The sequence below is a fragment of the Sphingomonas sp. Ell38C01 genome (assembly GCF_055231975.1).
Window position 1 is genome coordinate 2,740,056 of the sequence record NZ_JBUYVA010000001.1, and the last position, 19,525, is coordinate 2,759,580.

The window sequence follows — 19,525 nt, forward strand, 5'->3', positions numbered from 1 at the left end:
CGGACTTGATCCGGGGCCCCGCTTTCCTTCTTCTCAGCGTGATAGCAGAGAGGTGGCGGAGCAGAGAGGTGGCGGACTAGGTCAGGTCATCCGGATGCCCTGCGCTTCAAGCCGAAATGACCCAGTCCTTCCGCGCGATCCCCTGCGCCCATAGCAGCGCGGTCAGGTCGCCGTGATCGACGCGCGCGCCCGCCGCCGCCGCGACGACGGGCTTGGCGTGATAGGCCACCCCCAGCCCGGCGACCGCGATCATCCTCAGGTCGTTCGCGCCGTCGCCCACCGCTAGCGTCGCCGAGTCCGCCAGCCCCAGCGTCGCGCGCGCCTCCAGCAGCGTCGCCTCTTTGGTCGCGGCACCGACGATCGGCCGCGCGACGGTGCCGGAGAACACGTCGCCCGCGAATTCCAGCACGTTCGCGATCGCGCGATCGAACCCTATCTCGGCCGCGACAGGCTCGGCGAACCGCGTGAACCCGCCCGACACGAGGATCGCGGTCCCGCCCCGCGCGCGCATCGTCCGCACCAGCGCCCTGGCGCCCGGCATGATCTGCACGCGCTCGGTGAGGCAGGTGTCGATCACCGCCGCGTCGAGCCCCTTGAGCAACGCGACTCGCGCATCGAGCGCGCCTTCGAAATCCAGCTCGCCGCGCATCGCCGCTTCGGTGATCGCGGCCACCTGCGGCTTGATTCCGGCATAGTCGGCCAGCTCGTCGATGCACTCGACGGTAATCATCGTCGAATCCATGTCCGCGACCAGCAGCCGCTTCTCCCGCCCCGCCATCGGCTGGACCACCACGTCGACCGCATCGAACGCCCCCTCCAGCGCCGCGCGCGCGGCATCCGGCGCCAGCCCGAAATGCACGTCCGCCGCATCGCCCTCGTCGAGCCAGCCCAGCGTGGTCGGCACGCACCCCGCCGCCGCCAGCCGCTCGTTCGCCTCCGACAGGATGGTTGGCGTCAGCCGCCCCGATGCTATCAGCGTCGCCGTGAACATGGTGTCTCCAAAGCCCGAATACCGTCCGCGGGTCGCGCTCATCGCAGGGCCGACCGCCAGCGGCAAGTCCGCGCTGGCGATCCGCCTCGCGCGTATGGTGGGCGGGGTCATAATCAACGCCGACTCCGCACAGGTATACCGCGACCTGCGCGTCGTCACCGCACGGCCGTCGGTCGAGGAAGAGGCACAGGCCGACCACCGCCTGTTCGGCTATATCAACGGTGCAGAAGCCTGCTCAGCCGCCCGTTGGGCCTCCGATGCGAAATACCAGCTCTGCAAACTATTGTGCCTTCGCGAAGGCGCGGGCCCAGACTGGACCCCCGCCCTCGCGGGGGGACAAAGCGACGCCCGCCTCCCCATCCTCGTCGGCGGCACCGGGCTCTACATCCGCACCCTGCTCGACGGCATCGCCCCCGTCCCCGAGATCGCCCCCGGCATCCGCGCCGAGGTCCGCGCGCTCCCGGTCGCCGACGCGCACGACGCGCTCACCCGCGAGGACCCCACCGCCGCAGCCCGCCTCGCGCCCGCCGACACCACCCGCGTCGCCCGCGCACTTGAGGTGATCCGCTCGACCGGTCGCCCCCTTGCGCATTGGCAGGCCGGGCGCGTGGGCGGCATCCGCGACCAGATCGATCTTGCCCCCCTCATCCTCCTCCCCGATCGCGACACATTGTTCGCTCGCTGCGACGCCCGCCTAGCCGCGATGTTCGACGGCGGCGCGCTCGACGAGGTCGAAGCGCTCCTCGCCCGCCCGGACCTGCCCGCCGACGCCCCGATCCGCCGCGCGATCGGCGTGCCGGAGATCGCAGCGTATCTCTCAGGGGTACTCGACCGCGACGCCGCGCTCGACGCCGCCCGCCTCGCGACGCGCCAGTACGCCAAGCGTCAATATACGTGGTTCCGAAATCAGCCGCCCGCCGACTGGCCACACCTCACGACACAAAATTACGACGATGTGCCACTAAAAGACATTTTCTTATTTCCCGGTTGACGCAGCGCACAACGGGCGGTAGCTGCGCGCCGTTCGAAGCGAAAAGGCCAAGTGACGTGATCGAGAAGAGCGGAGCCGACATCCTCGTCGAAGCGCTGTGCGACCTGGGGGTCGAGGTGGTCTTCGGCTATCCCGGCGGTGCGGTGCTGCCGATCTACGACGCGCTGTTCCGCGCCAATGCGAACGGTGCGCGGATCAAGCACATCCTCGTCCGCCACGAACAGGCCGCGACCCACGCCGCGGAGGGCTATGCGCGCTCCACCGGCAAGCCCGGCGTCGTGCTCGTTACCTCGGGCCCCGGCGCGACCAACGCGGTGACGGGCATCACCGACGCGCTGATGGATTCGATCCCGATGGTCGTCATCACCGGGCAGGTCCCGACCGCGCTGATCGGCACCGACGCGTTCCAGGAAGCCGACACCGTCGGCATCACGCGCCACTGCACCAAGCACAATTATCTGGTGAAGGACCCCGCTCGTCTCGGCGCGGTGATCCACGAGGCGTTCCATATCGCCACGCACGGCCGCCCCGGCCCGGTCGTGGTCGACATTCCCAAGGACGTCCAGGTCGCGACCGCGAAATACGCGAAGCCCGGCCCGATCCAGCACAAGACCTATCGCCCGCAGGTGAAGGCGGACAAGGCCGCGATCGAGCAGGTCGTCGACATGCTCGCCGCCGCCGAGCGCCCGGTGCTCTACACCGGCGGCGGCATCATCAATTCGGGCCCCGGCGCCAGCCAGTTGCTCCGCGAGCTCGCGCGGATCTCGGGCGCGCCGGTCACCTCGACGCTGATGGGCCTCGGCGCGTTCCCCGCCTCCTCGCCGCAATGGCTCGGGATGCTCGGGATGCACGGCACCTACGAGGCGAACTATGCGATGAACCAGGCCGATCTGGTGATCGCGCTCGGCAGCCGGTTCGACGATCGCGTCACCGGCCGGCTCGACGCGTTCAGCCCGAACAGCCGCAAGGTCCATGTCGATATCGACCGGTCGAGCATCAACAAGACGGTGCGGATCGACCTGCCGATCGTGGCGGACGTCGGCCACGCGCTCGAGGACATGGTCCGCGTCTGGAAGAGCCGCCAGCATCCGAAGCCCGATACCACCGACTGGTGGAAGCGGATCGAGGGCTGGCGCGCGAAGAAGTGCCTGAGCTTCCCCGAGAGCGCGACCGAGATCATGCCGCAACGCGCGATCCGCGCGCTGTGGGAGGCGACGCACGCACGCTCGCCGATCATCACGACCGAGGTCGGCCAGCACCAGATGTGGGCCGCGCAGCATTTCGATTTCGAGCTGCCCAACAAGTGGCTGACGTCGGGCGGGCTCGGCACGATGGGCTACGGCCTGCCCGCCGCGATCGGCGCGCAGCTGGGCAATCCCAACGCGCTCGTCATCGACATCGCGGGCGAGGCGTCGATCCAGATGAACATCCAGGAACTGGCGACCGCGACCCAGTATCGCCTGCCGGTCAAGATCTTCATCCTCAACAACCAGTATATGGGGATGGTCCGCCAGTGGCAGGAGCTGACCTACGAGAGCCGCTATGCGGAAAGCTATTCGGACAGCCTTCCCGATTTCGTGAAGCTGGGCGAGGCCTATGGCTGGAAGGGCATCCGTATCGAGCGGCCCGACCAGCTCGACGGCGGCATCGCGGACATGCTCGCACATGACGGCCCGGTCATCGTCGACTGCATGGTGTCACAGCTGGCGAACTGCTTCCCGATGATCCCGAGCGGAGCCGCGCACACCGACATGATTCTGCAGGCCAACGAGGTTTCGGGGACGATGGACGACGAGGCGAAAGCACTGGTCTGACGCCGGACTGACGCACCCCTTCTCCGTTCGCTTCGAGCGAAGTCGAGAAGCGTTGCGCAGACATAGGGTTTCTCGACTTCGCTCGAAACGAACGGTTTTTAAAGATGCACATCACCCAGGAAAAGGCCGAGCGCCACACGCTCGCGGTCATCGTCGACAACGAGCCCGGCATCCTCGCCCGGATCGCCGGCCTGTTCACCGCGCGCGGCTATAATATCGAGAGCCTGACGGTCAGCGAGATCACCGCGGACAAGTCGGTCAGCCGGATCACGATCGTCACCAGCGCCAGCCCCGCGACGCTCGAGCAGATCGTGGCGCAGCTCGATCGCCTCGTCCCCGTTCACAAGGTCCGCGACCTGACTGCGGAGGGCGATCATGTCGAACGCGAACTCGCGCTCATCAAGGTCAAGGGCGTCGGCGACCAGCGGATCGAAGCGCTCCGCCTCGCCGAGGTCTACCGCGCCCGCGTCGTCGACGCGACCACGTCGAGCTTCGTGTTCGAGGTCACCGGCGGCATCGCCAAGATCGACAAGTTCGTCGAGCTGATGGCGGAGGTCGGCCTGATCGAGGTCGCCCGCACCGGCATCGTCGCGATCGCCCGCGGCCGCGAGGCGGCGTAACAGTTTCAATCAACCACCTCCCGTTACCCCGGACTTGATCCGGGGTCCCGCTTCTTTTTCGAGCCGCGGGAGAAAGCGGGACCCCGGATCAAGCCCGGGGTGACGACAAGAAGGGGAATACCATGCGTGTCTATTACGATCGCGACGCCGATCTGAACCTGATCTCGAACAAGAAGATCGCCATCGTCGGCTACGGCTCGCAGGGCCACGCCCATGCGCAAAACCTGCGCGACTCGGGCGTCGCCGAGGTCGCGATCGCGCTGCGCGAAGGCTCGGCCACCGCGCAGAAGGCGGAAGGTGCCGGCTTCAAGGTGCTGTCGAACAAGGAGGCCGCACAGTGGGCGGACATCCTGATGATCCTCGCCCCCGACGAGCATCAGGCCGCGATCTGGGAAAACGACCTCAAGGGCAACATGAAGCCCGGCAGCGCGCTCGCCTTCGCGCACGGCCTCAACGTCCATTTCGGCCTGATCGAGCCGCCCAAGGACATCGACGTCATCATGATCGCGCCCAAGGGCCCCGGCCACACCGTGCGCAGCGAATATGTGAAGGGCGGCGGCGTGCCCTGCCTGATCGCGATCCACCAGGACGCGAGCGGCAACGCGCATGACGTCGCACTCGCCTATGCGTCCGGCGTCGGCGGCGGCCGCTCGGGGATCATCGAGACGAACTTCCGCGAGGAATGCGAAACCGACCTGTTCGGCGAGCAGGCCGTGCTCTGCGGCGGCATCACCCACCTGATCCAGGCCGGGTTCGAGACGCTGACGGAAGCTGGCTACGCCCCCGAAATGGCGTATTTCGAGTGCCTCCACGAGACGAAGCTGATCGTCGACCTGCTGTATGAGGGCGGCATCGCCAACATGCGCTACTCGATCTCGAACACCGCCGAATATGGCGACATCACCACCGGCCCGCGGATCATCACCGAGGAAACCAAGAAGGAGATGAAGCGCGTACTGGCGGACATCCAGTCGGGCCGCTTCGTCAAGAACTTCGTCCTCGACAACCGCGCCGGCCAGCCCGAGCTGAAGGCCGCGCGCAAGCAGGCCGAGGCCCATCCGATCGAGAAGACGGGTGCGGAACTGCGCGCGATGATGCCGTGGATCGGCGCGAACAAGCTGGTCGACAAGGCGAAGAACTGACGGCCAGACCATAACCGTCACCCCGGACTTGGTCCGGGGTCCCGCTTCTTCCTCGCCAACAGAGCAGAAGCGGGATCCCGGCTCTAGGCCGGGGTGACGATAAGCGCGCACCATCATCCCGCCTCAAGCCGGGCATGACGGCTTCATGAATTCTGACCCACCCACGCCGTCAGCGATTGCCGTCGTCCCCCCGCGGGAGTAGGCGCGCCGCACCCATGGGTCCCGCGTCCAACCAATCCTCGTATCGCGGCGGCGCATCCCCCCGCGCGCGCGCGATCTCGCTGCTGCTCGCGCTGGCTGCGATGGTCGCGATCGTGCTCGCGCTCTGGTTCCTGGGCGGGCGCTCGTTCGGTGTGCCCGGCGACGGCCGCACGCTCACCACCTTCGATGTCCTCGCCAGCGGCAAGGCGGAAACCGAGCAGACCCGCGCGCCTGCACGCAAGGCGGTCGCGCGCAGGGAAACCGCCCGCGCCCCCGCCGCCGCGCCGCCACCGACGCCCGTGCCACCGACCCCGCCGGTCGAATGGCCCCCCAACATGATCGTCCTCACCCACGAACAGTTCGCCGCCTCCGACGTCGGCCGGGCCCGCCACGACAAGGGCGAAAGCCGCGAGGTCGCGAGCGCATCCAGCGGCGGCGGCAACAGCGATTCGAAATTCACCGAAGGCGGCGCGCCGGGCGGCGAGCGCCTCTACGACGCCGAATGGGTGCGCGAGCCGACGCGCACGGAAATGGCGTTCTACATGCCCAAGCGTTCGCAGGTCGGCTGGGGGCTGATCGCGTGCCGCACCGCACCGCGCAACCGCGTCGAGGATTGCCGCGTGCTGGGCGAGACCCCTGGCTCGGGCATCGCGCGCGGCGTGTCGGAGGCCGCGTGGCAGTTCCTCGTCCGTCCGCCGCGGATCAACGGCACCGCACAGATCGGCGTATGGGTCAGGATCAAGTTCGATCTCGTCCAGGGTGCGGTGAAGTAGCGAACACGGAAACGGGTCGTTTCGCGATCGGAACTTCCGCGCGGTGGCGCGTTGTGGTTGGATAGACATCAAACAACAGGAAGCCCGACCCATGCGCATCGCTCCCATGCCTCTAGCCTATGCCGCCCTCCTCGCCCTCGCCTCGACCGCCGCGGTCGCGCAGATGCCCACCACCCCGCCCGGCTCGAAGTCGCTCGCGGCGGTCACCGGCGGCACCTACACCGCCGATCCGAACCACACCTTGGTCAGCTGGACGGTCGACCATCTCGGCTTCTCGCCTTATTTCGGCATCTTCGGCGATGTCACCGGCACGCTGACGCTCGATCCTAAGGCGCCCGCCAATGCCAAGGTCGACATCACGATCCCCGTCTCGAAGGTGACGACCGCCAGCGCCGGGCTCACCGGCCACCTGACGCGCGCTGGCAAGGACGGTGGCAAGCCCGATTTCTTCGGCGCCGGTGCCGCGGACGCGAAGTTCGTCTCGACCCGTATCGTCGCCACCGGTCAGACCGCGAAGGTCACCGGCAACCTGACGCTCAACGGCGTCACGAAGCCCGTCACGCTCGACGCCAAATTCTACGGTGCGGGCAAGGCGCCCGCGATGATGGGCGGCAAGGAGAATGTCGGCTTCACCGCGACCGGCGTCATCAAGCGCAGCGATTTCGGTATCGGCTTCCTCGTGCCGATCGTGTCGGATGAGGTGAAGCTCGACATCACCGCCGCGTTCCAGAAGTAAGCCATATCCCGCCCCGGCCCGCGCCGGGGCGGAATCACCGCCGGACGGTGACCAGCCCCAGGAACGTTCCGCGTACCTCGGGCGCAGCGTTCTCCAGCGCGCGCCGGATCGTTTCGTCCGCGCGGTCCTCTTCCCCCGCGACGCGGTGCGCCATCGACCAGCTGCCGAATTCGCGATCCTCGATCGTCCGGTCGCTCAGCATCACGATCGCGCGGTGCCGCGGATCCGCCGCGATCCGCGCATAGGTCGACGCCACGCTCTCCTCGGGGCCTTCCAGCACCTGCAGGAACCGTTTGCCGTCGGTGTAGAGCAGTCCGGTCACGCCCTCGATCGCGTTGTTGTTCCGCGACTGGCGCAGGATCGTGTCGACATCGGCTTCGGCGTTCCGCACCGTGCTCGAACTGATATAGAGGATTTGACGCATCGACCGCCCGATTAGGACGGATTGGTTGAAACTGTAATTAACGTCGATCAAGGCGGCCCGCGTCCGCGCTGGACTTTTCCGCGACGCCGCGCCAAGACCGCGCACGATGACGCACCCCGCCGCCCTGCTTCGACTTATCCGCCCTTAGGGGTGCATCGAACGGCTGCGCGCCCCTGAGGGCTGATTCCAGAGGACTGACCTCGACACTGCCGATCCTCGCGGCCCGCCTGTGGCCGCCCCTCGGAGCTTCACTCATGTTGCGCGATCCCTCGACCAAATACCGCCCCTTCCCGCAGATCGACATCCCCGACCGCACCTGGCCGTCCAAGACGATCACCCGCCCCCCCCGCTGGCTCTCGACCGACCTGCGCGACGGCAACCAGGCGCTGATCGATCCGATGGACGCGGAGAAGAAGACGCGCTTCTTCGAGCTGCTGCTCAAGGTCGGCCTGAAGGAGATCGAGGTCGGCTTCCCCAGCGCGGGCGCGACCGAGTTCGACTTCATTTCCGGCCTCGTCACCGGCGACAAGGTGCCCGACGACGTCTGGATCCAGGTCTTGACGCAATCGCGCCGCGACCTGATCGAGACGAGCTTCCAGAGCCTCAAGGGCGCGAAGCAGGCGATCGTCCACCTCTACAACGCGGTCAGCCCGGCGTGGCGCAAGATCGTCTTCGGCATGTCGCGCGCCGAGGTGAAGGCGATCGCGGTCGCCGGCGCCAAGGTCCTGCGCGACGAGGCGGCGAAGCAGCCGGACACGAAGTGGCAGTTCGAATATAGCCCCGAAACCTTCTCCACCGCCGAACTCGATTTCTCGGTCGAGGTCTGCGAGGCGGTGATGGACGTGCTCCGGCCCACGCCCGAAAACCCGATCATCTTCAACCTGCCCGCCACCGTCGAGTGCGCGACCCCCAACGTCTATGCGGACCAGATCGAATGGTTCGCGCGCCACATCCGCAACCGCGAGGCATGCGCGATCTCGCTCCACACGCATAACGACCGCGGTACGGGCGTCGCCGCCGCCGAACTCGGCATGATGGCGGGTGCGGACCGCGTCGAGGGTTGCCTGCTCGGCAATGGCGAGCGCACCGGCAACTGCGATCTCGTGACGGTCGCGCTCAACATGTACACGCAAGGGGTGAACCCGGGGCTCGACCTGTCGGACATCGACGGCGTCGTGAACACCGTGAACTATTGCACCAACATCCCCGTCCATCCGCGCACGCCCTATGCCGGCGATCTCGTCTTCACCGCCTTCTCGGGCTCGCACCAGGACGCGATCAAGAAGGGGTTCGCCGCGCAGGAAGCGAAGAACGACGCGCTGTGGGAGGTTCCCTATCTCCCGATCGATCCCGCCGATCTCGGCCGCAGCTACGAAGCGGTGATCCGCGTCAATTCGCAATCGGGCAAGGGCGGCGTCGCCTGGGTGATCGAGCAGGACAAGGGGCTGAAACTCCCCAAGCGCCTCCAGGCCGATTTCAGTCGCCACGTCCAGGCGCTGGCGGACGAGAGCAGCCGCGAACTCAACGCCGCCGACATCTGGGGCGCGTTCGAGCGCGCCTACCTGCCCGCCGTCGGCGACCGGTTCGAACTGCGCGACTATGAGGAAACCGGCGCCTCGGGCAGCCGCGTCTTCGTCGGCCGCGTCGCGATCGACGGCGAGGAGCGCTCGATCTCGGGCCGCGGCAACGGCCTGATCTCCGGCATCATCGCCGCGCTCGCCGACACAACCGGGCCGAGCCTCGACGTGGTCGACTATAGCGAACACGCGATCGGCCACGGCAGCGACGCCCAGGCCGCGACGTACCTCGAATGCCGCACCCCCGACGGCCGCACCGTCTGGGGCGTCGGCATCGACACCGACATCGCCACCGCCTCCGTCCGCGCGGTCCTGTCGGCAGCGAACAGAGCCTGACGACGTCGTACCCCGGCGCAGGCCGGGGCCCAGTCCCCGACAAAGATATGCGCGGCAGCGCATTCGGCGCGTTGCGCCGAGCCTGGGCCCCGGCCTGCGCCGGGGTACGGTTCGCGCTATTGTCCCGCGCCCCAAACCCGTTCGTGCTGAGCCTGTCGAAGCACCGTCCTTTTTCGCCGCCAGCAAAAAAAGAACAGCCCGTCGACAAGCTCAGCGCAAACACAATTGGGGGAAGTCCACCGGATCCCAAGGGGGTTCCCACCCCCACCCGCTCCGCCTAGTCTCCCCGCCATGCCCACCCCCACCGAACACGCTGCGATAGAGAGAGCCGCCAACGCCCCCACCCTGGCCCGCATGACCGAATGGGCGAAGATCAACAGCGGCACCGCCAACCTGCCCGGTCTCGCCACCGTCGCGTCGCACCTCGCCGACGCCTTCGCCACACTCCCCGGCGACCTCCGCCTCGTCGACCCCGCCCCCGCCGAACGCGTCACCCCCACAGGCACCGTCGAGCCGCTCGATCACGGCCGCCACCTCCACCTTTCGGTTCGCCCCGACGCCCCGATCCGCGTCCTGCTCACCGGCCACATGGACACCGTCTACCCCGCCGACCACGCGTTCCAGACGCTCGCCATGCGCGACGACGGCACGATCAACGGCCCCGGCACCGCGGACATGAAAGGCGGCCTCGCGATCATGCTCGCCGCGCTCGAAGCGGTCGAGGCGTCCCCGCTCGCGCCCCGCATCGGCTACGACGTCGTCATCAATTCGGACGAGGAAACCGGCTCCTTCTCCTCCGCGGCGCTGATCGCCCAGGCCGCGCGCCGCAAGGTCGCCGCGTTCACTTACGAACCCGCGCTCCCCGACGGCACGCTCGCGGGCGCGCGCGGCGGCACCGGCAACTTCTCGATCGTCGTCCGCGGCCGCGCCGCCCATGCGGGCCGCAACCCGAACGAGGGCCGCAACGCGATCGTCGCAGCCGCGGAGATCGCGGTCCGCCTGACGGAGGCCACCTCGCCCGCGCTGTCGGTCAACCCGGCCCGCATCGACGGCGGCGGCCCCAACAACGTCGTCCCCGACCTCGCCGTCCTGCGCGTCAACTTCCGCCCCGCCAGCCTCGACGAGATCGCCCGCGCCCGCGCCCATATCGACGAAACCGTCGCCACCGTTGCCGCCGCCCGCGACGTCCACATCGAAGTCCATGGCAGCTTCAACCGCCCGCCCAAACCCATCGACCCCGGCGCCGCCAAGCTCTTCGCGCTGGTCAGGGACGCCGGCACCATCCTCGGCCTCGACATCGCCTGGCGCGCGACCGGCGGCGTGTGCGACGGCAACAACATCGCCGCCTGCGGCGTCCCCGTCGTCGACACGATGGGAGCGCGCGGCGGTGCGATCCATTCCCCCGAGGAGTATTGCATCATCGACAGCCTCCCCGAACGCGCCGCGCTCTCCGCGCTGACCTTGCTGCGAATCGCGGAGTATGGCCTGTGAGCGACGCGTCCCCCTTCGTGATCCGCCCCGCGCGCGAAAGCGACCTCGCGCACCTCTACGAAATGGCCAAGCTGACCGGCGGCGGCTTCACCAACCTGCCCCCCGATCGCAAGTCGCTCGCCGCCAAGCTCCAGCGCAGCGCGGACGCGTTCGCGCGCGACGACACCGCGTTCGGCGACGAGGCCTTCGTCCTCGTCCTCGAGAACACCCGCACGCGCGAGGTCCGCGGCACCTGCCAGCTCTTCACGCATGTCGGCCAGCAGCACCCCTTCTACAGCTACCGGATCGGCACGCTGACCCAGCACAGCCGCGAGCTCGGCCGCACCTTCCGCGCCGAGATGCTGTCGCTCGCCACCGATCTCGAAGGGTCGAGCGAAGTCGGCGGCCTGTTCCTCCATCCCGGCGAGCGCGCCGGCGGGCTGGGCCTCCTCCTCGCCCGCGCGCGCTATCTCTTCATCCGCGCCCACCGCAAACGCTTCGCCGACCGCATCCTCGCCGAATTGCGCGGGGTGATCGACGAGGGCGGCGGCTCGCCCTTCTGGGACGGGCTGGCGGGGCGCTTCTTCGGGATGAATTTCCAGGATGCGGACCAGTTCAACGCCATCAACGGCCACCAGTTCATCGCGGACCTGATGCCCAAGCACCCGATCTACACCGCGATGCTGACCGAGGGCGCGCGTGCCGCGATCGGCCTGCCCCACCCCTCCGGCCGCGCCGCGATGCGCATGCTCGAGAACGAAGGTTTCGCGTTCGAGAACTATGTCGACATCTTCGACGGCGGCCCGACGATGACCGCGAAGACCGATCAGGTCCGCTCGATCCGCGAGGCACGCGACGCCACCGTCCGCGCGATCGATGGTGACAGCGGCGAGCAGATGCTGGTCGCGACCGGTCGCCTCGCCGACTTCCGCTGCGCCTATGGCCAGGTCCGCCCGATCGGTGACGACGCGGTCGTCGTGATCGATCCCGCCTGCGCCACCGCGCTCGGTATCGGCGAGGACGCCGCCGTCAGCCTGATCGGTCGACTCTAGATGCTCGCCGAGATCAACTTCGACGGCATCGTCGGCCCCAGCCACAATTTCGCAGGGCTATCCCCCGGCAACCTCGCCGCGACGAAGAACGCGGGCGCGGTCTCCAACCCGCGCGCCGCCGCGTTGCAGGGCATCGCCAAGATGCGCGCGAACCTCGCGCTCGGCTTGCGGCAGGGAATCTTCGTCCCGCATCCACGCCCCGACCATGGCTGGCTCGCCACCCTCGCGACCGACTATGCCGGCGCCGCCCCGCACCTGAAGGCTCAGGCGCTGTCCGCGTCGGCGATGTGGGCCGCCAACGCCGCGACCGTCTCGCCCGCCCCCGACACGCGCGACGCGCGCTGCCACCTGACCGTCGCCAATCTCGTCACGATGCCGCATCGCAGCTACGAATGGCCCGCGACGCTCGCGCAACTCCGCCTCGCCTTCGCGAGCGACGCATTTCGCGTCCATGCCCCCGTCCCCGCGCCGTTCGGCGACGAGGGCGCCGCCAATCACATGCGCCTCGCCCCCGCGCACGACGCCCCCGGCCTGGAGCTCTTCGTCTACGGCGATCGCGGCGGCCCCTTCCCCGCACGCCAGCACCGCACCGCCAGCGAGGCGATCGCCCGGCGCCACGCGCTCGATCCCGCCCGCACGCTCTTCATCCGCCAGTCCGAGCGTGCGATCGCAGCAGGCGCATTCCACAACGACGTCGTCGCGGTCGCCAACGAACGCGTCTTGTTCGCGCACGAGCACGCCTTCGAGGATCGCGACGCCACCTATGACGCGATCAGCGCCGCGATGCCCGAGGTGGAGATCGTCGAGGTTCCCGCCGCCGCGGTTTCGCTCGCCGACGCGATCGCCTCCTACCTGTTCAATGCCCAGCTCGTCACGCCCCCGGACGGCCAACCGACGCTGATCGTCCCCAGCGAGTCGCGCGCCAACGCGGCGGTGTCCGCCTGGCTTGATTCGCACGTTGCCGGCAACGGTCCGATCCGCCGGGTGGAGACGGTCGACGTCCGTGAATCGATGGCCAATGGCGGTGGCCCCGCCTGCCTGCGGCTGCGCGTCGTCGCCGATCCCGCCGACGTCGATCCCCGCTTTCTTGTCGACGAACGCCGGCTCGACAGCATCGCCGCGGTGGTCGCCGCCGAGTGGCCCGATGCGGTCGATCCCGCCGCGATCGCCGATCCCGCGCTCGTCACCAGGATCGAACGCGCGCGCATCGCGCTGCTCGAAACGCTGGACCTTGTCGAATTAACTTACAGTCAACCATAGTCGCCGCACCGAAACCCCCGCAAGTCCGCGACTGGTGCGGAATTTGCTAGTGACGCGGGCATGTGGATCAAGCTCGCGCGCCTGTTTACGATCAAGACGAAGTTCGAGGCGTTCATGGTCATCTATGGCCTGGGGGTCGGCGCGGTCGAACGGGGCACGCACTATCTGATGCAGTATCCCGGCGTCGGCGGCTGGATGCTCTTCGCGGTCTGCCCGATCGCGGTGTTCATGGCTGGCGCACGCATCCTCGAAGCGGTGGAGCGTGATCGCGACTGATACATCGCATGCGCCCGAATTAACCCCGCCTTCGCACTCGCTCCGCTATCCCGACCCGCTCAATTCCGGGGGAAACCGAGTGAACGGCGCGGTCTTTGCATTGATCGTCAATGCCTGCATCGCGCTGTTGTTCGCGACCAGCTTCGGCATGATCGCCGCGACGCAGCCGACGGTGCGCGCCGCGCGCTGGTTCTGCGTGAGCTATCTGATCGGGATGCTCACCCCGTTCAGCGAACTCCTGGTCCACGCCCGAATCCTGCCCGCCGTCTTCATGTGGACCAGCTACGGGGCGTTCCTGCTCAGCTTCGTCGTCGCGACCGCCGGCATCGACAGGATGCGCGGGCGCGACCCGAATGTCCGCGTGGCCGCTGCGATCGTCCTGCTCGGCGTCGTCACCCGCGCGCTGATCTGGGGCGGCCCGCGCAACGGGCTGCTATACGAACTGACCTACCAGCTTCCCTACGCGCTCGCCTGCACCGCGATGTTCATTGCCGCGATCCGCGTCGAACGCCCCGCGCCGACCGATTTCGCGCTGGCGACCATCCTCGGGCTCACCGCCATCCACTTCGTCGTGAAGCCGCTGTTCGCTGCCGCCTTCGGTTCGGGCACGAACGCGGTCGACTATGCGACCAGCGCCTATGCGCTCTATTCGCAGGCGACGTCGGGCGTGCTTCTCGTCGCGACCGGGCTGCTCCTGCTGCTGACGCTGGTCGGCGCCGCGATGACCGACGCGCGTCGCTCGGCCGAGGTCGATCCGCTGTCGGGGCTGCTCAACCGTCGCGGGTTCGATCGCGCCGCCGAACGCGCGCTTGCAGCCGCCATGCAGCACGGGAGGCCCATCGCCGCGCTGATGCTCGATCTCGATCACTTCAAGGCGGTCAACGACACATACGGCCATGCGACCGGCGATCAGGTGATCGCCGCGTTCGGCCGCGTCCTCGCCGACGTCGCGCCCGCGAGCGCGATCCTCGGACGGATGGGCGGCGAGGAGTTCGCGCTGCTTCTCCCCGGCGCCGGCGCGCACGCTGCCCGGCTGCACGGCGAGACGATCGCGCTGGCGCTCGCGCGACTGGAGACGGAGGGCCTGCCGTGCGTCACCGTCTCGGGAGGGGTCGCCGAACGCATCGATGGCGAGTCGCTGGGCGAGATGATGCGTCGCGCCGACCAGGCCGCCTATTTCGCCAAGCGCGCGGGCCGCGACCGGATCGTCGATCGCGCAGGCGTGACAGAAGATAGCGGCAACGTCGTCGCGATGCGTGCTCGACTGCCCGCCACGCAGGCCTGATCGGCGCCGCTGCGACACGAATATCGTCCGGGGCCATCGGCTGGATGGCGGATGCGCGACCCCAGAAAAAACAACCCCCGCCGGGCCGTTGGCCAAGCGGGGGATGGTTGGTGCACCCAGAGCGATTCGAACGCCCGACCCTCAGATTCGTAGTCTGATGCTCTATCCAGCTGAGCTATGGGTGCACTGGAGGCGCGCTGATAGCAGGTGTTTCGGATCGCGCAACCCGTTGCGTGCACCGAATTGCTCACTTAGTCGCATGGACCATGAAATTCTTCATCCCGCGCCCGCTCGTCCTCCTCGCCCTCGTACCGATCGTCGCGGGGTGCGCGGCGCGCGACCGCACCGGCTATCCCTCGCTCGCGCCCCGCGCAGTCGAGACGCAGGGCCTCGGCGAGCCCGATCAGCCCACCCCGGCACCCGTACGCCCCGATCCCGTGCTCGACGCGGCGGTCGCGACCGCGACCGCGGATCTCGCAAAGGCAAAGGCCGGGTTCGAGGAAGCCGCCACCCGTGCCGCTCGCGCCACCGCCGCGGCGCGCGGCGCAGCGGTCGGCACCGAGGCGTGGATCGCCGCGCAGACGCTGCTTGCCGAACTCGACGGCTGGCGCGCCCAGACGCAGGACGTCCTCTCGACGCTTGAGGACCTCGCCATCGCCCGCGCCGCCACGCTCGCTGCCCCCTACCCCGCGCTCGAAACCGCCAGCGCCGCCGCCACCGCCGAAGTCACGCGCCAGACGGTCCGGATCGACGCCCTCCAGGCCACCTTGCCGCGCGCGTGACTCTCAGGGGGGGAAGTAGCCTGCGATCACAGGGTGTGGGCACGGTGAGGCACCGCCGTCACCGCAACAATGGCAGGATCGTCGAATAATCGTCGGTCCACGCCGCGAACTCGGGATAGCGCGGCACCGCGCGCCATGCCGGATCGAGCGTATGCAGCACCGCCAGCGGCGCCTTCTCGCGCGACAGCGCGATCCACACCGACAGCGTCGCGCCGGGCTCCAGCGTCGACGGGCGATAGGCCAGCCGCAACGCGTGCCATCCCCCCTCCCGCGCCGCCGCCGACACCACCGGCTGGAGATCGAGGAACCGGTTGGAGATGTGCACCAGCAGCACGCCGCCCGGCGCCAGCACCCGCTCATAGGTCGCGAACGCTTCGCGCGTGAGCAGGTGCATCGGCACCGCATCGGACGAGAACGCGTCGAGCGCCAGCATGTCGAGCGAGTCGGGCGCGTCCCCCGTCAGGCTCACCCGCGCATCACCGATCTCGATCCGCGGGTCCGGCAGGCATCGCCGCAGGAAGCTGAACTGCGTCCGCGCGATCCGCACCATCGCGGGGTCGATCTCGTAGAAGCGCCACGCCTGCCCCGGCTTGGCATAGCAGGCGAGCGTTCCCGTCCCCAGCCCGACGACACCGATCCGCGCGCCCGGGCCGTATAGAATGTCCGCCTGCCCGATCGCATCGCCGACGCCCGAGCCGGGGGCGTAGTAGGTCGTCGGAATCCGCTCGCGTTCCGGCGTTCCGGTCAGCTGGACGCCGTGGATCGTCGTGCCGTGCGCCAGCATCCGCTCGCCCGCGCGCTGCGTCACGGTGTAGACGCCGAAATAGCTCCGCGTCCGCGCCTCCCCGTCGAGCGACAGCGCCAGCGATCCATAGCCGCCGAACAGGAACAGCGCGGTCGCCAGCACGATCATGTACGGCACGCGCGCGCCGACCGACGCGACGCCGATCGCGGCCAGCACGACGAACGCCACCCCGTACCGGTCCTCGCCGAACAAGGTCGCAGGCCCATGAAACCGCAGCACGATCAGCCCCGCCGCCACCAGCACCACGCCCGCCAGCGCCACCCGCCGCGTCGCACCCAGCCAGACTCCGCGCAGTCCATGGGTCAGGAAGATCTGCGGCACCAGCAGCCCCGCCAGCAGGATCAGGATCGGATATTCGTACGTCCAGTCGAACACCACCGGCGCCACCAGCGCCGCGAACACCCCACCCAGCGCCCCGCCGACCGACATCGCGAGATAAAATCCCGTCAGCCGCTCGGGCGCGGGCCGCAACCGGTACATCTGCGTGTGCAGCGCCACCGACGTCATGAAAAGCAGCAGCAGCGACACCGCGACGTTGGTATAGGGCAGTTCCTGATGACCGCTCATCATCACGCCGCCGAACAGCAGGATCGTGATCGGCGCGATCCGCGTCAGCAGGTCCGCCGCGTCGCGCGCGCCGGCGAACGCGACCGAGAAGCTCAACAGGTAGAGCCCGAGCGGGATCACCCACAGCAGCGGCATCGCGACGATGTCGGTCGTGATATAGGTCGACGTCGCGAGCATCAGCCCCGACGGCACGAACGCCAGCGCGATCCAGTGCGCCACCCGCCCGATCGACGGCGCCTCGCCCGCGACCTCTTCCGCGACCGGCGTCCTGGATGCGCCGGGCGGCACCCGCCACAGGCACGCCGCGACCAGTATCACGAGAAGCGCGTATCCCGCGCTCCAGATCAGGCTCTGGGCGTGGAGCGCGAAGGCGGGCTCGAACACCAGCGGATACGCGATCAGCCCGGCGAAGCTGCCCAGGTTCGACGCGGCGTACAGCCGGTACGGATCCTGCCCCCCGCTCGCCGCCGCGAACCAACGCTGGACCAGCGGCGCCTGCGCCGACACTGCGAAGAACAACGGTCCGATCGACAGCCCCAGCAGCCATGGCACCCAAAGGGCGGGCGTCGCGGACGCAGGAAGCTCGGTCGCGATCAGCCCGATCGGCAACCACAGCGCCGCCACCGCCAGCACCGTCAGGTGGATCGCCGCCTGCACCCGCGGCGCAAACCGCCCCAACGTATGCGCATAGGCGTACCCGCCCAGCAGCAGCGCCTGATAGACGAGCATCGCCGAGTTCCACACCGCCGGTGCCCCGCCCAGCCGCGGCAACGCCATCCGCGCGATCATCGGCTGGACCAGGAACAGCAGGAACGATCCGGTCAGGATCGTGACGATGAACAGCACCCGCCCGGCGCGGCGCAGCGGGGCCACGGCGTCAGGTGTCATCGGCGGGACGGTCGATCGTGTAGACGATATGCCGGCAGAGCGGGTGGTCCTTCGCGAACGCGGGATGATCGAAATCGAGGTCGGCCCGCGCGGTCATGCCCAGCCGGCGCATCAGCCCCCAGGAAGCAGTGTTGGCCGGAACCGTCCACGCCGCGATCCGATCCCGCCGGGTGTTCGCCCAACCCCACGCGATGCTCGCCGTCGCGGCGTCGCGGGCATAACCCTGCCCCCACGCGTCGCGCGCCAGCCGCCATCCGATCTCGAGTTCGTCCGCAACGCCGGTCCCGGCATGCCCGCCGATCCGCAGTCCGCAAAAGCCGAGCAGCGCGCCATCCGTCCGCGCTTCGATCGCCCAGAAGCCCATGCCGTGGTCGCGCTGCATCGCGACCTGCCGATCGATCATCGCGTCGCTCGCCGCCCGGTCCGCGACGCCGCCGAGATGGCGCATCACCTCTGGGTCGCGGCTCATCGCCGCGAACGGCGCGCGATCGTCCTCGCGCCATGCGCGCAGAACCAGGCGTTCGGTCTCGATCACGCCCCCAGCAACCGCGCCGCATGCGCCGCATGATAGGTCAGCACGCCCGAACACCCCGCGCGCTTGAACGCCATCAGCGTCTCCAGCACCATCGCGTCGCGCTCCGCCGCGCCCGCCGCGACCGCCGCCTCGATCATCGCATACTCGCCGGATACCTGATAGGCGAACACCGGCACCTCGAACCGCGCCTTCACCCGCGCGACGATGTCCAAATAGGGCAGCCCCGGCTTCACCATCACGCTGTCCGCCCCCTCCGCCAGGTCGAGCGCGACCTCGCGCAGCGCTTCCTCGGCATTGGCCGAGTCCATCTGGTATGTCCGCTTGTCGCCCTTGAGCAGCCCGCGCGAGCCCACCGCATCGCGGAACGGCCCGTAGAAGGCCGACGCATACTTCGCCGCATAGGCCATGATCTGCACGTTATGGTGCCCGCCCGCCTCCAGCGCGGTGCGGATCGATGCGACGCGCCCGTCCATCATGTCCGATGGCGCGATGATGTCCGCCCCCGCCTCGGCCTGGACGATCGCCTGCCGCACCAGCACCTCGGCGGTCGCGTCGTTCATCACATAGCCTGCCGCATCGACCAGCCCGTCGTGCCCATGGCTGGTATAGGGATCGAGCGCGACGTCGGTCAGCACGCCCACCTCGGGCACCGCCTCCTTCACGGCGCGGATCGCGCGGCACATCAGGTTGTCCGCATTGAACGCCTCCGCCCCGTCGTCGCTGCGCAGGTGCGCAGGCGTATTGGGGAACAGCGCGATGCACGGAATGCCCAGATCGCGCGCCTCCAGCGCACGCGCGACGATCCCGTCGACCGACCAGCGCGAGACGCCGGGCAGCGACGCGATCGGCTCCTCCACGCCCTCCCCCTCGGCGATGAACATCGGCCAGATCAGGTCGGCCGCGGTCAGCACCGTTTCGGCATGGAGCCGCCGCGTCCAGTCGGCGGAGCGGGTGCGACGCAGGCGAAGCGCGGGGTAGGAAGCATGCATGCCGCGGCTTC

Annotated in this window: 18 protein-coding genes and 1 tRNA gene; 13 read left to right on the top strand and 6 right to left on the bottom strand. The window is 68.8% G+C overall.

The window, feature by feature from the left end; all coding sequences use genetic code 11:
• Positions 1–106: 106 nt before the first annotated feature.
• Complete coding sequence (serB, locus tag ACV7NO_RS12960; RefSeq protein ID WP_463406398.1) at positions 107–991, bottom strand: phosphoserine phosphatase SerB; 885 nt, start codon at positions 989–991, stop codon at positions 107–109.
• Between serB and ACV7NO_RS12965 the strand changes: the two genes are divergently transcribed.
• The 6 genes from ACV7NO_RS12965 to ACV7NO_RS12990 all read left to right on the top strand — a co-directional run bounded on the left by ACV7NO_RS12965 (position 990) and on the right by ACV7NO_RS12990 (position 7,268).
• Entirely contained in the window at positions 990–1,982 is a 993-nt protein-coding gene (locus ACV7NO_RS12965) for a tRNA (adenosine(37)-N6)-dimethylallyltransferase (protein ID WP_463407344.1), read from the top strand. The genes serB and ACV7NO_RS12965 overlap by 2 nt on opposite strands.
• Positions 1,983–2,038: 56 nt before the next feature.
• A complete protein-coding gene (locus tag ACV7NO_RS12970) occupies positions 2,039–3,796 on the top strand; it encodes an acetolactate synthase 3 large subunit (protein ID WP_463406399.1) in 1,758 nt (585 codons plus the stop codon).
• 104 nt (positions 3,797–3,900) lie between these two features.
• Positions 3,901–4,416, top strand: a complete 516-nt coding sequence (gene ilvN / locus ACV7NO_RS12975) for an acetolactate synthase small subunit (RefSeq protein ID WP_463406400.1) — start codon at positions 3,901–3,903, stop codon at positions 4,414–4,416.
• Between the two features lie 122 nt (positions 4,417–4,538).
• The gene (gene ilvC, locus ACV7NO_RS12980; RefSeq protein ID WP_463406401.1) at positions 4,539–5,558 is read left to right on the top strand and encodes a ketol-acid reductoisomerase; all 1,020 of its coding nucleotides are present in this window, start codon (positions 4,539–4,541) and stop codon (positions 5,556–5,558) included.
• A gap of 215 nt (positions 5,559–5,773) precedes the next feature.
• On the top strand, positions 5,774–6,532 hold the full coding sequence (locus tag ACV7NO_RS12985; RefSeq protein ID WP_463406402.1) for a hypothetical protein: 759 nt from the start codon (positions 5,774–5,776) through the stop codon (positions 6,530–6,532).
• A gap of 91 nt (positions 6,533–6,623) precedes the next feature.
• The gene (locus ACV7NO_RS12990; protein ID WP_463406403.1) at positions 6,624–7,268 is read left to right on the top strand and encodes a YceI family protein; all 645 of its coding nucleotides are present in this window, start codon (positions 6,624–6,626) and stop codon (positions 7,266–7,268) included.
• A gap of 34 nt (positions 7,269–7,302) precedes the next feature.
• Here the strand turns inward: ACV7NO_RS12990 and ACV7NO_RS12995 are convergent, their stop codons facing one another.
• The gene (locus tag ACV7NO_RS12995; RefSeq protein ID WP_463406404.1) at positions 7,303–7,692 is read right to left on the bottom strand and encodes a BLUF domain-containing protein; all 390 of its coding nucleotides are present in this window, start codon (positions 7,690–7,692) and stop codon (positions 7,303–7,305) included.
• A gap of 254 nt (positions 7,693–7,946) precedes the next feature.
• On the opposite strand from ACV7NO_RS12995, the gene leuA reads away from it, so the two are divergent.
• The 6 genes from leuA to ACV7NO_RS13025 all read left to right on the top strand — a co-directional run bounded on the left by leuA (position 7,947) and on the right by ACV7NO_RS13025 (position 14,948).
• Positions 7,947–9,605, top strand: coding sequence for a 2-isopropylmalate synthase (gene leuA, locus ACV7NO_RS13000; RefSeq protein ID WP_463406405.1), 1,659 nt, complete (start codon positions 7,947–7,949; stop codon positions 9,603–9,605).
• Between the two features lie 291 nt (positions 9,606–9,896).
• A complete protein-coding gene (locus ACV7NO_RS13005) occupies positions 9,897–11,096 on the top strand; it encodes a hydrolase (RefSeq protein ID WP_463406406.1) in 1,200 nt (399 codons plus the stop codon).
• Positions 11,097–11,158: 62 nt separating this feature from the next.
• Positions 11,159–12,127, top strand: coding sequence for an arginine N-succinyltransferase (locus ACV7NO_RS13010; protein WP_463407345.1), 969 nt, complete (start codon positions 11,159–11,161; stop codon positions 12,125–12,127).
• A complete protein-coding gene (locus ACV7NO_RS13015) occupies positions 12,128–13,387 on the top strand; it encodes an N-succinylarginine dihydrolase (RefSeq protein ID WP_463406407.1) in 1,260 nt (419 codons plus the stop codon).
• Positions 13,388–13,447: 60 nt separating this feature from the next.
• Entirely contained in the window at positions 13,448–13,663 is a 216-nt protein-coding gene (locus ACV7NO_RS13020) for a hypothetical protein (protein WP_463406408.1), read from the top strand.
• 79 nt (positions 13,664–13,742) lie between these two features.
• Positions 13,743–14,948 (top strand): GGDEF domain-containing protein, encoded by a 1,206-nt coding sequence (locus ACV7NO_RS13025; protein WP_463406409.1) that lies wholly within the window; start codon positions 13,743–13,745, stop codon positions 14,946–14,948.
• Positions 14,949–15,056: 108 nt separating this feature from the next.
• On the opposite strand, the gene ACV7NO_RS13030 is transcribed toward ACV7NO_RS13025, so the two are convergent.
• A tRNA-Arg gene (locus ACV7NO_RS13030) sits at positions 15,057–15,133 on the bottom strand.
• An 81-nt stretch (positions 15,134–15,214) separates the two neighbouring features.
• Between ACV7NO_RS13030 and ACV7NO_RS13035 the strand changes: the two genes are divergently transcribed.
• The gene (locus tag ACV7NO_RS13035; protein WP_463406410.1) at positions 15,215–15,730 is read left to right on the top strand and encodes a hypothetical protein; all 516 of its coding nucleotides are present in this window, start codon (positions 15,215–15,217) and stop codon (positions 15,728–15,730) included.
• Positions 15,731–15,788: 58 nt separating this feature from the next.
• On the opposite strand, the gene ACV7NO_RS13040 is transcribed toward ACV7NO_RS13035, so the two are convergent.
• Genes ACV7NO_RS13040 through hemB form a run of 3 tightly spaced genes read right to left on the bottom strand, consistent with a single transcriptional unit; the run spans position 15,789 to position 19,514 of the window.
• Positions 15,789–17,990, bottom strand: coding sequence for a fused MFS/spermidine synthase (locus ACV7NO_RS13040; RefSeq protein ID WP_463406411.1), 2,202 nt, complete (start codon positions 17,988–17,990; stop codon positions 15,789–15,791).
• Positions 17,980–18,525: a GNAT family N-acetyltransferase gene (locus ACV7NO_RS13045; RefSeq protein WP_463406412.1), complete on the bottom strand. Its 546-nt coding sequence runs from the start codon at positions 18,523–18,525 to the stop codon at positions 17,980–17,982. The genes ACV7NO_RS13040 and ACV7NO_RS13045 overlap by 11 nt, the downstream gene beginning before the upstream one ends.
• The gene (gene hemB, locus ACV7NO_RS13050; protein WP_463406413.1) at positions 18,522–19,514 is read right to left on the bottom strand and encodes a porphobilinogen synthase; all 993 of its coding nucleotides are present in this window, start codon (positions 19,512–19,514) and stop codon (positions 18,522–18,524) included. Before hemB ends, ACV7NO_RS13045 begins: the two co-directional genes overlap by 4 nt.
• Positions 19,515–19,525 lie beyond the last annotated feature (11 nt).

What these genes read in the sequence shown, in the direction of transcription:
- ACV7NO_RS12965 (WP_463407344.1), top strand. Translation starts at nt 990, where the DNA reads ATGGTGTCTCCAAAGCCCGAATACCGTCCGCGGGTCGCGCTCATCGCA.
- serB (WP_463406398.1), bottom strand. Translation starts at nt 991, where the DNA reads ATGTTCACGGCGACGCTGATAGCATCGGGGCGGCTGACGCCAACCATC.
- ilvN (WP_463406400.1), top strand. Translation starts at nt 3,901, where the DNA reads ATGCACATCACCCAGGAAAAGGCCGAGCGCCACACGCTCGCGGTCATC.
- ilvC (WP_463406401.1), top strand. Translation starts at nt 4,539, where the DNA reads ATGCGTGTCTATTACGATCGCGACGCCGATCTGAACCTGATCTCGAAC.
- ACV7NO_RS12985 (WP_463406402.1), top strand. Translation starts at nt 5,774, where the DNA reads ATGGGTCCCGCGTCCAACCAATCCTCGTATCGCGGCGGCGCATCCCCC.
- ACV7NO_RS12990 (WP_463406403.1), top strand. Translation starts at nt 6,624, where the DNA reads ATGCGCATCGCTCCCATGCCTCTAGCCTATGCCGCCCTCCTCGCCCTC.
- ACV7NO_RS12995 (WP_463406404.1), bottom strand. Translation starts at nt 7,692, where the DNA reads ATGCGTCAAATCCTCTATATCAGTTCGAGCACGGTGCGGAACGCCGAA.
- leuA (WP_463406405.1), top strand. Translation starts at nt 7,947, where the DNA reads ATGTTGCGCGATCCCTCGACCAAATACCGCCCCTTCCCGCAGATCGAC.
- ACV7NO_RS13005 (WP_463406406.1), top strand. Translation starts at nt 9,897, where the DNA reads ATGCCCACCCCCACCGAACACGCTGCGATAGAGAGAGCCGCCAACGCC.
- ACV7NO_RS13010 (WP_463407345.1), top strand. Translation starts at nt 11,159, where the DNA reads ATGGCCAAGCTGACCGGCGGCGGCTTCACCAACCTGCCCCCCGATCGC.
- ACV7NO_RS13015 (WP_463406407.1), top strand. Translation starts at nt 12,128, where the DNA reads ATGCTCGCCGAGATCAACTTCGACGGCATCGTCGGCCCCAGCCACAAT.
- ACV7NO_RS13020 (WP_463406408.1), top strand. Translation starts at nt 13,448, where the DNA reads ATGTGGATCAAGCTCGCGCGCCTGTTTACGATCAAGACGAAGTTCGAG.
- ACV7NO_RS13035 (WP_463406410.1), top strand. Translation starts at nt 15,215, where the DNA reads ATGAAATTCTTCATCCCGCGCCCGCTCGTCCTCCTCGCCCTCGTACCG.
- ACV7NO_RS13040 (WP_463406411.1), bottom strand. Translation starts at nt 17,990, where the DNA reads ATGACACCTGACGCCGTGGCCCCGCTGCGCCGCGCCGGGCGGGTGCTG.
- hemB (WP_463406413.1), bottom strand. Translation starts at nt 19,514, where the DNA reads ATGCATGCTTCCTACCCCGCGCTTCGCCTGCGTCGCACCCGCTCCGCC.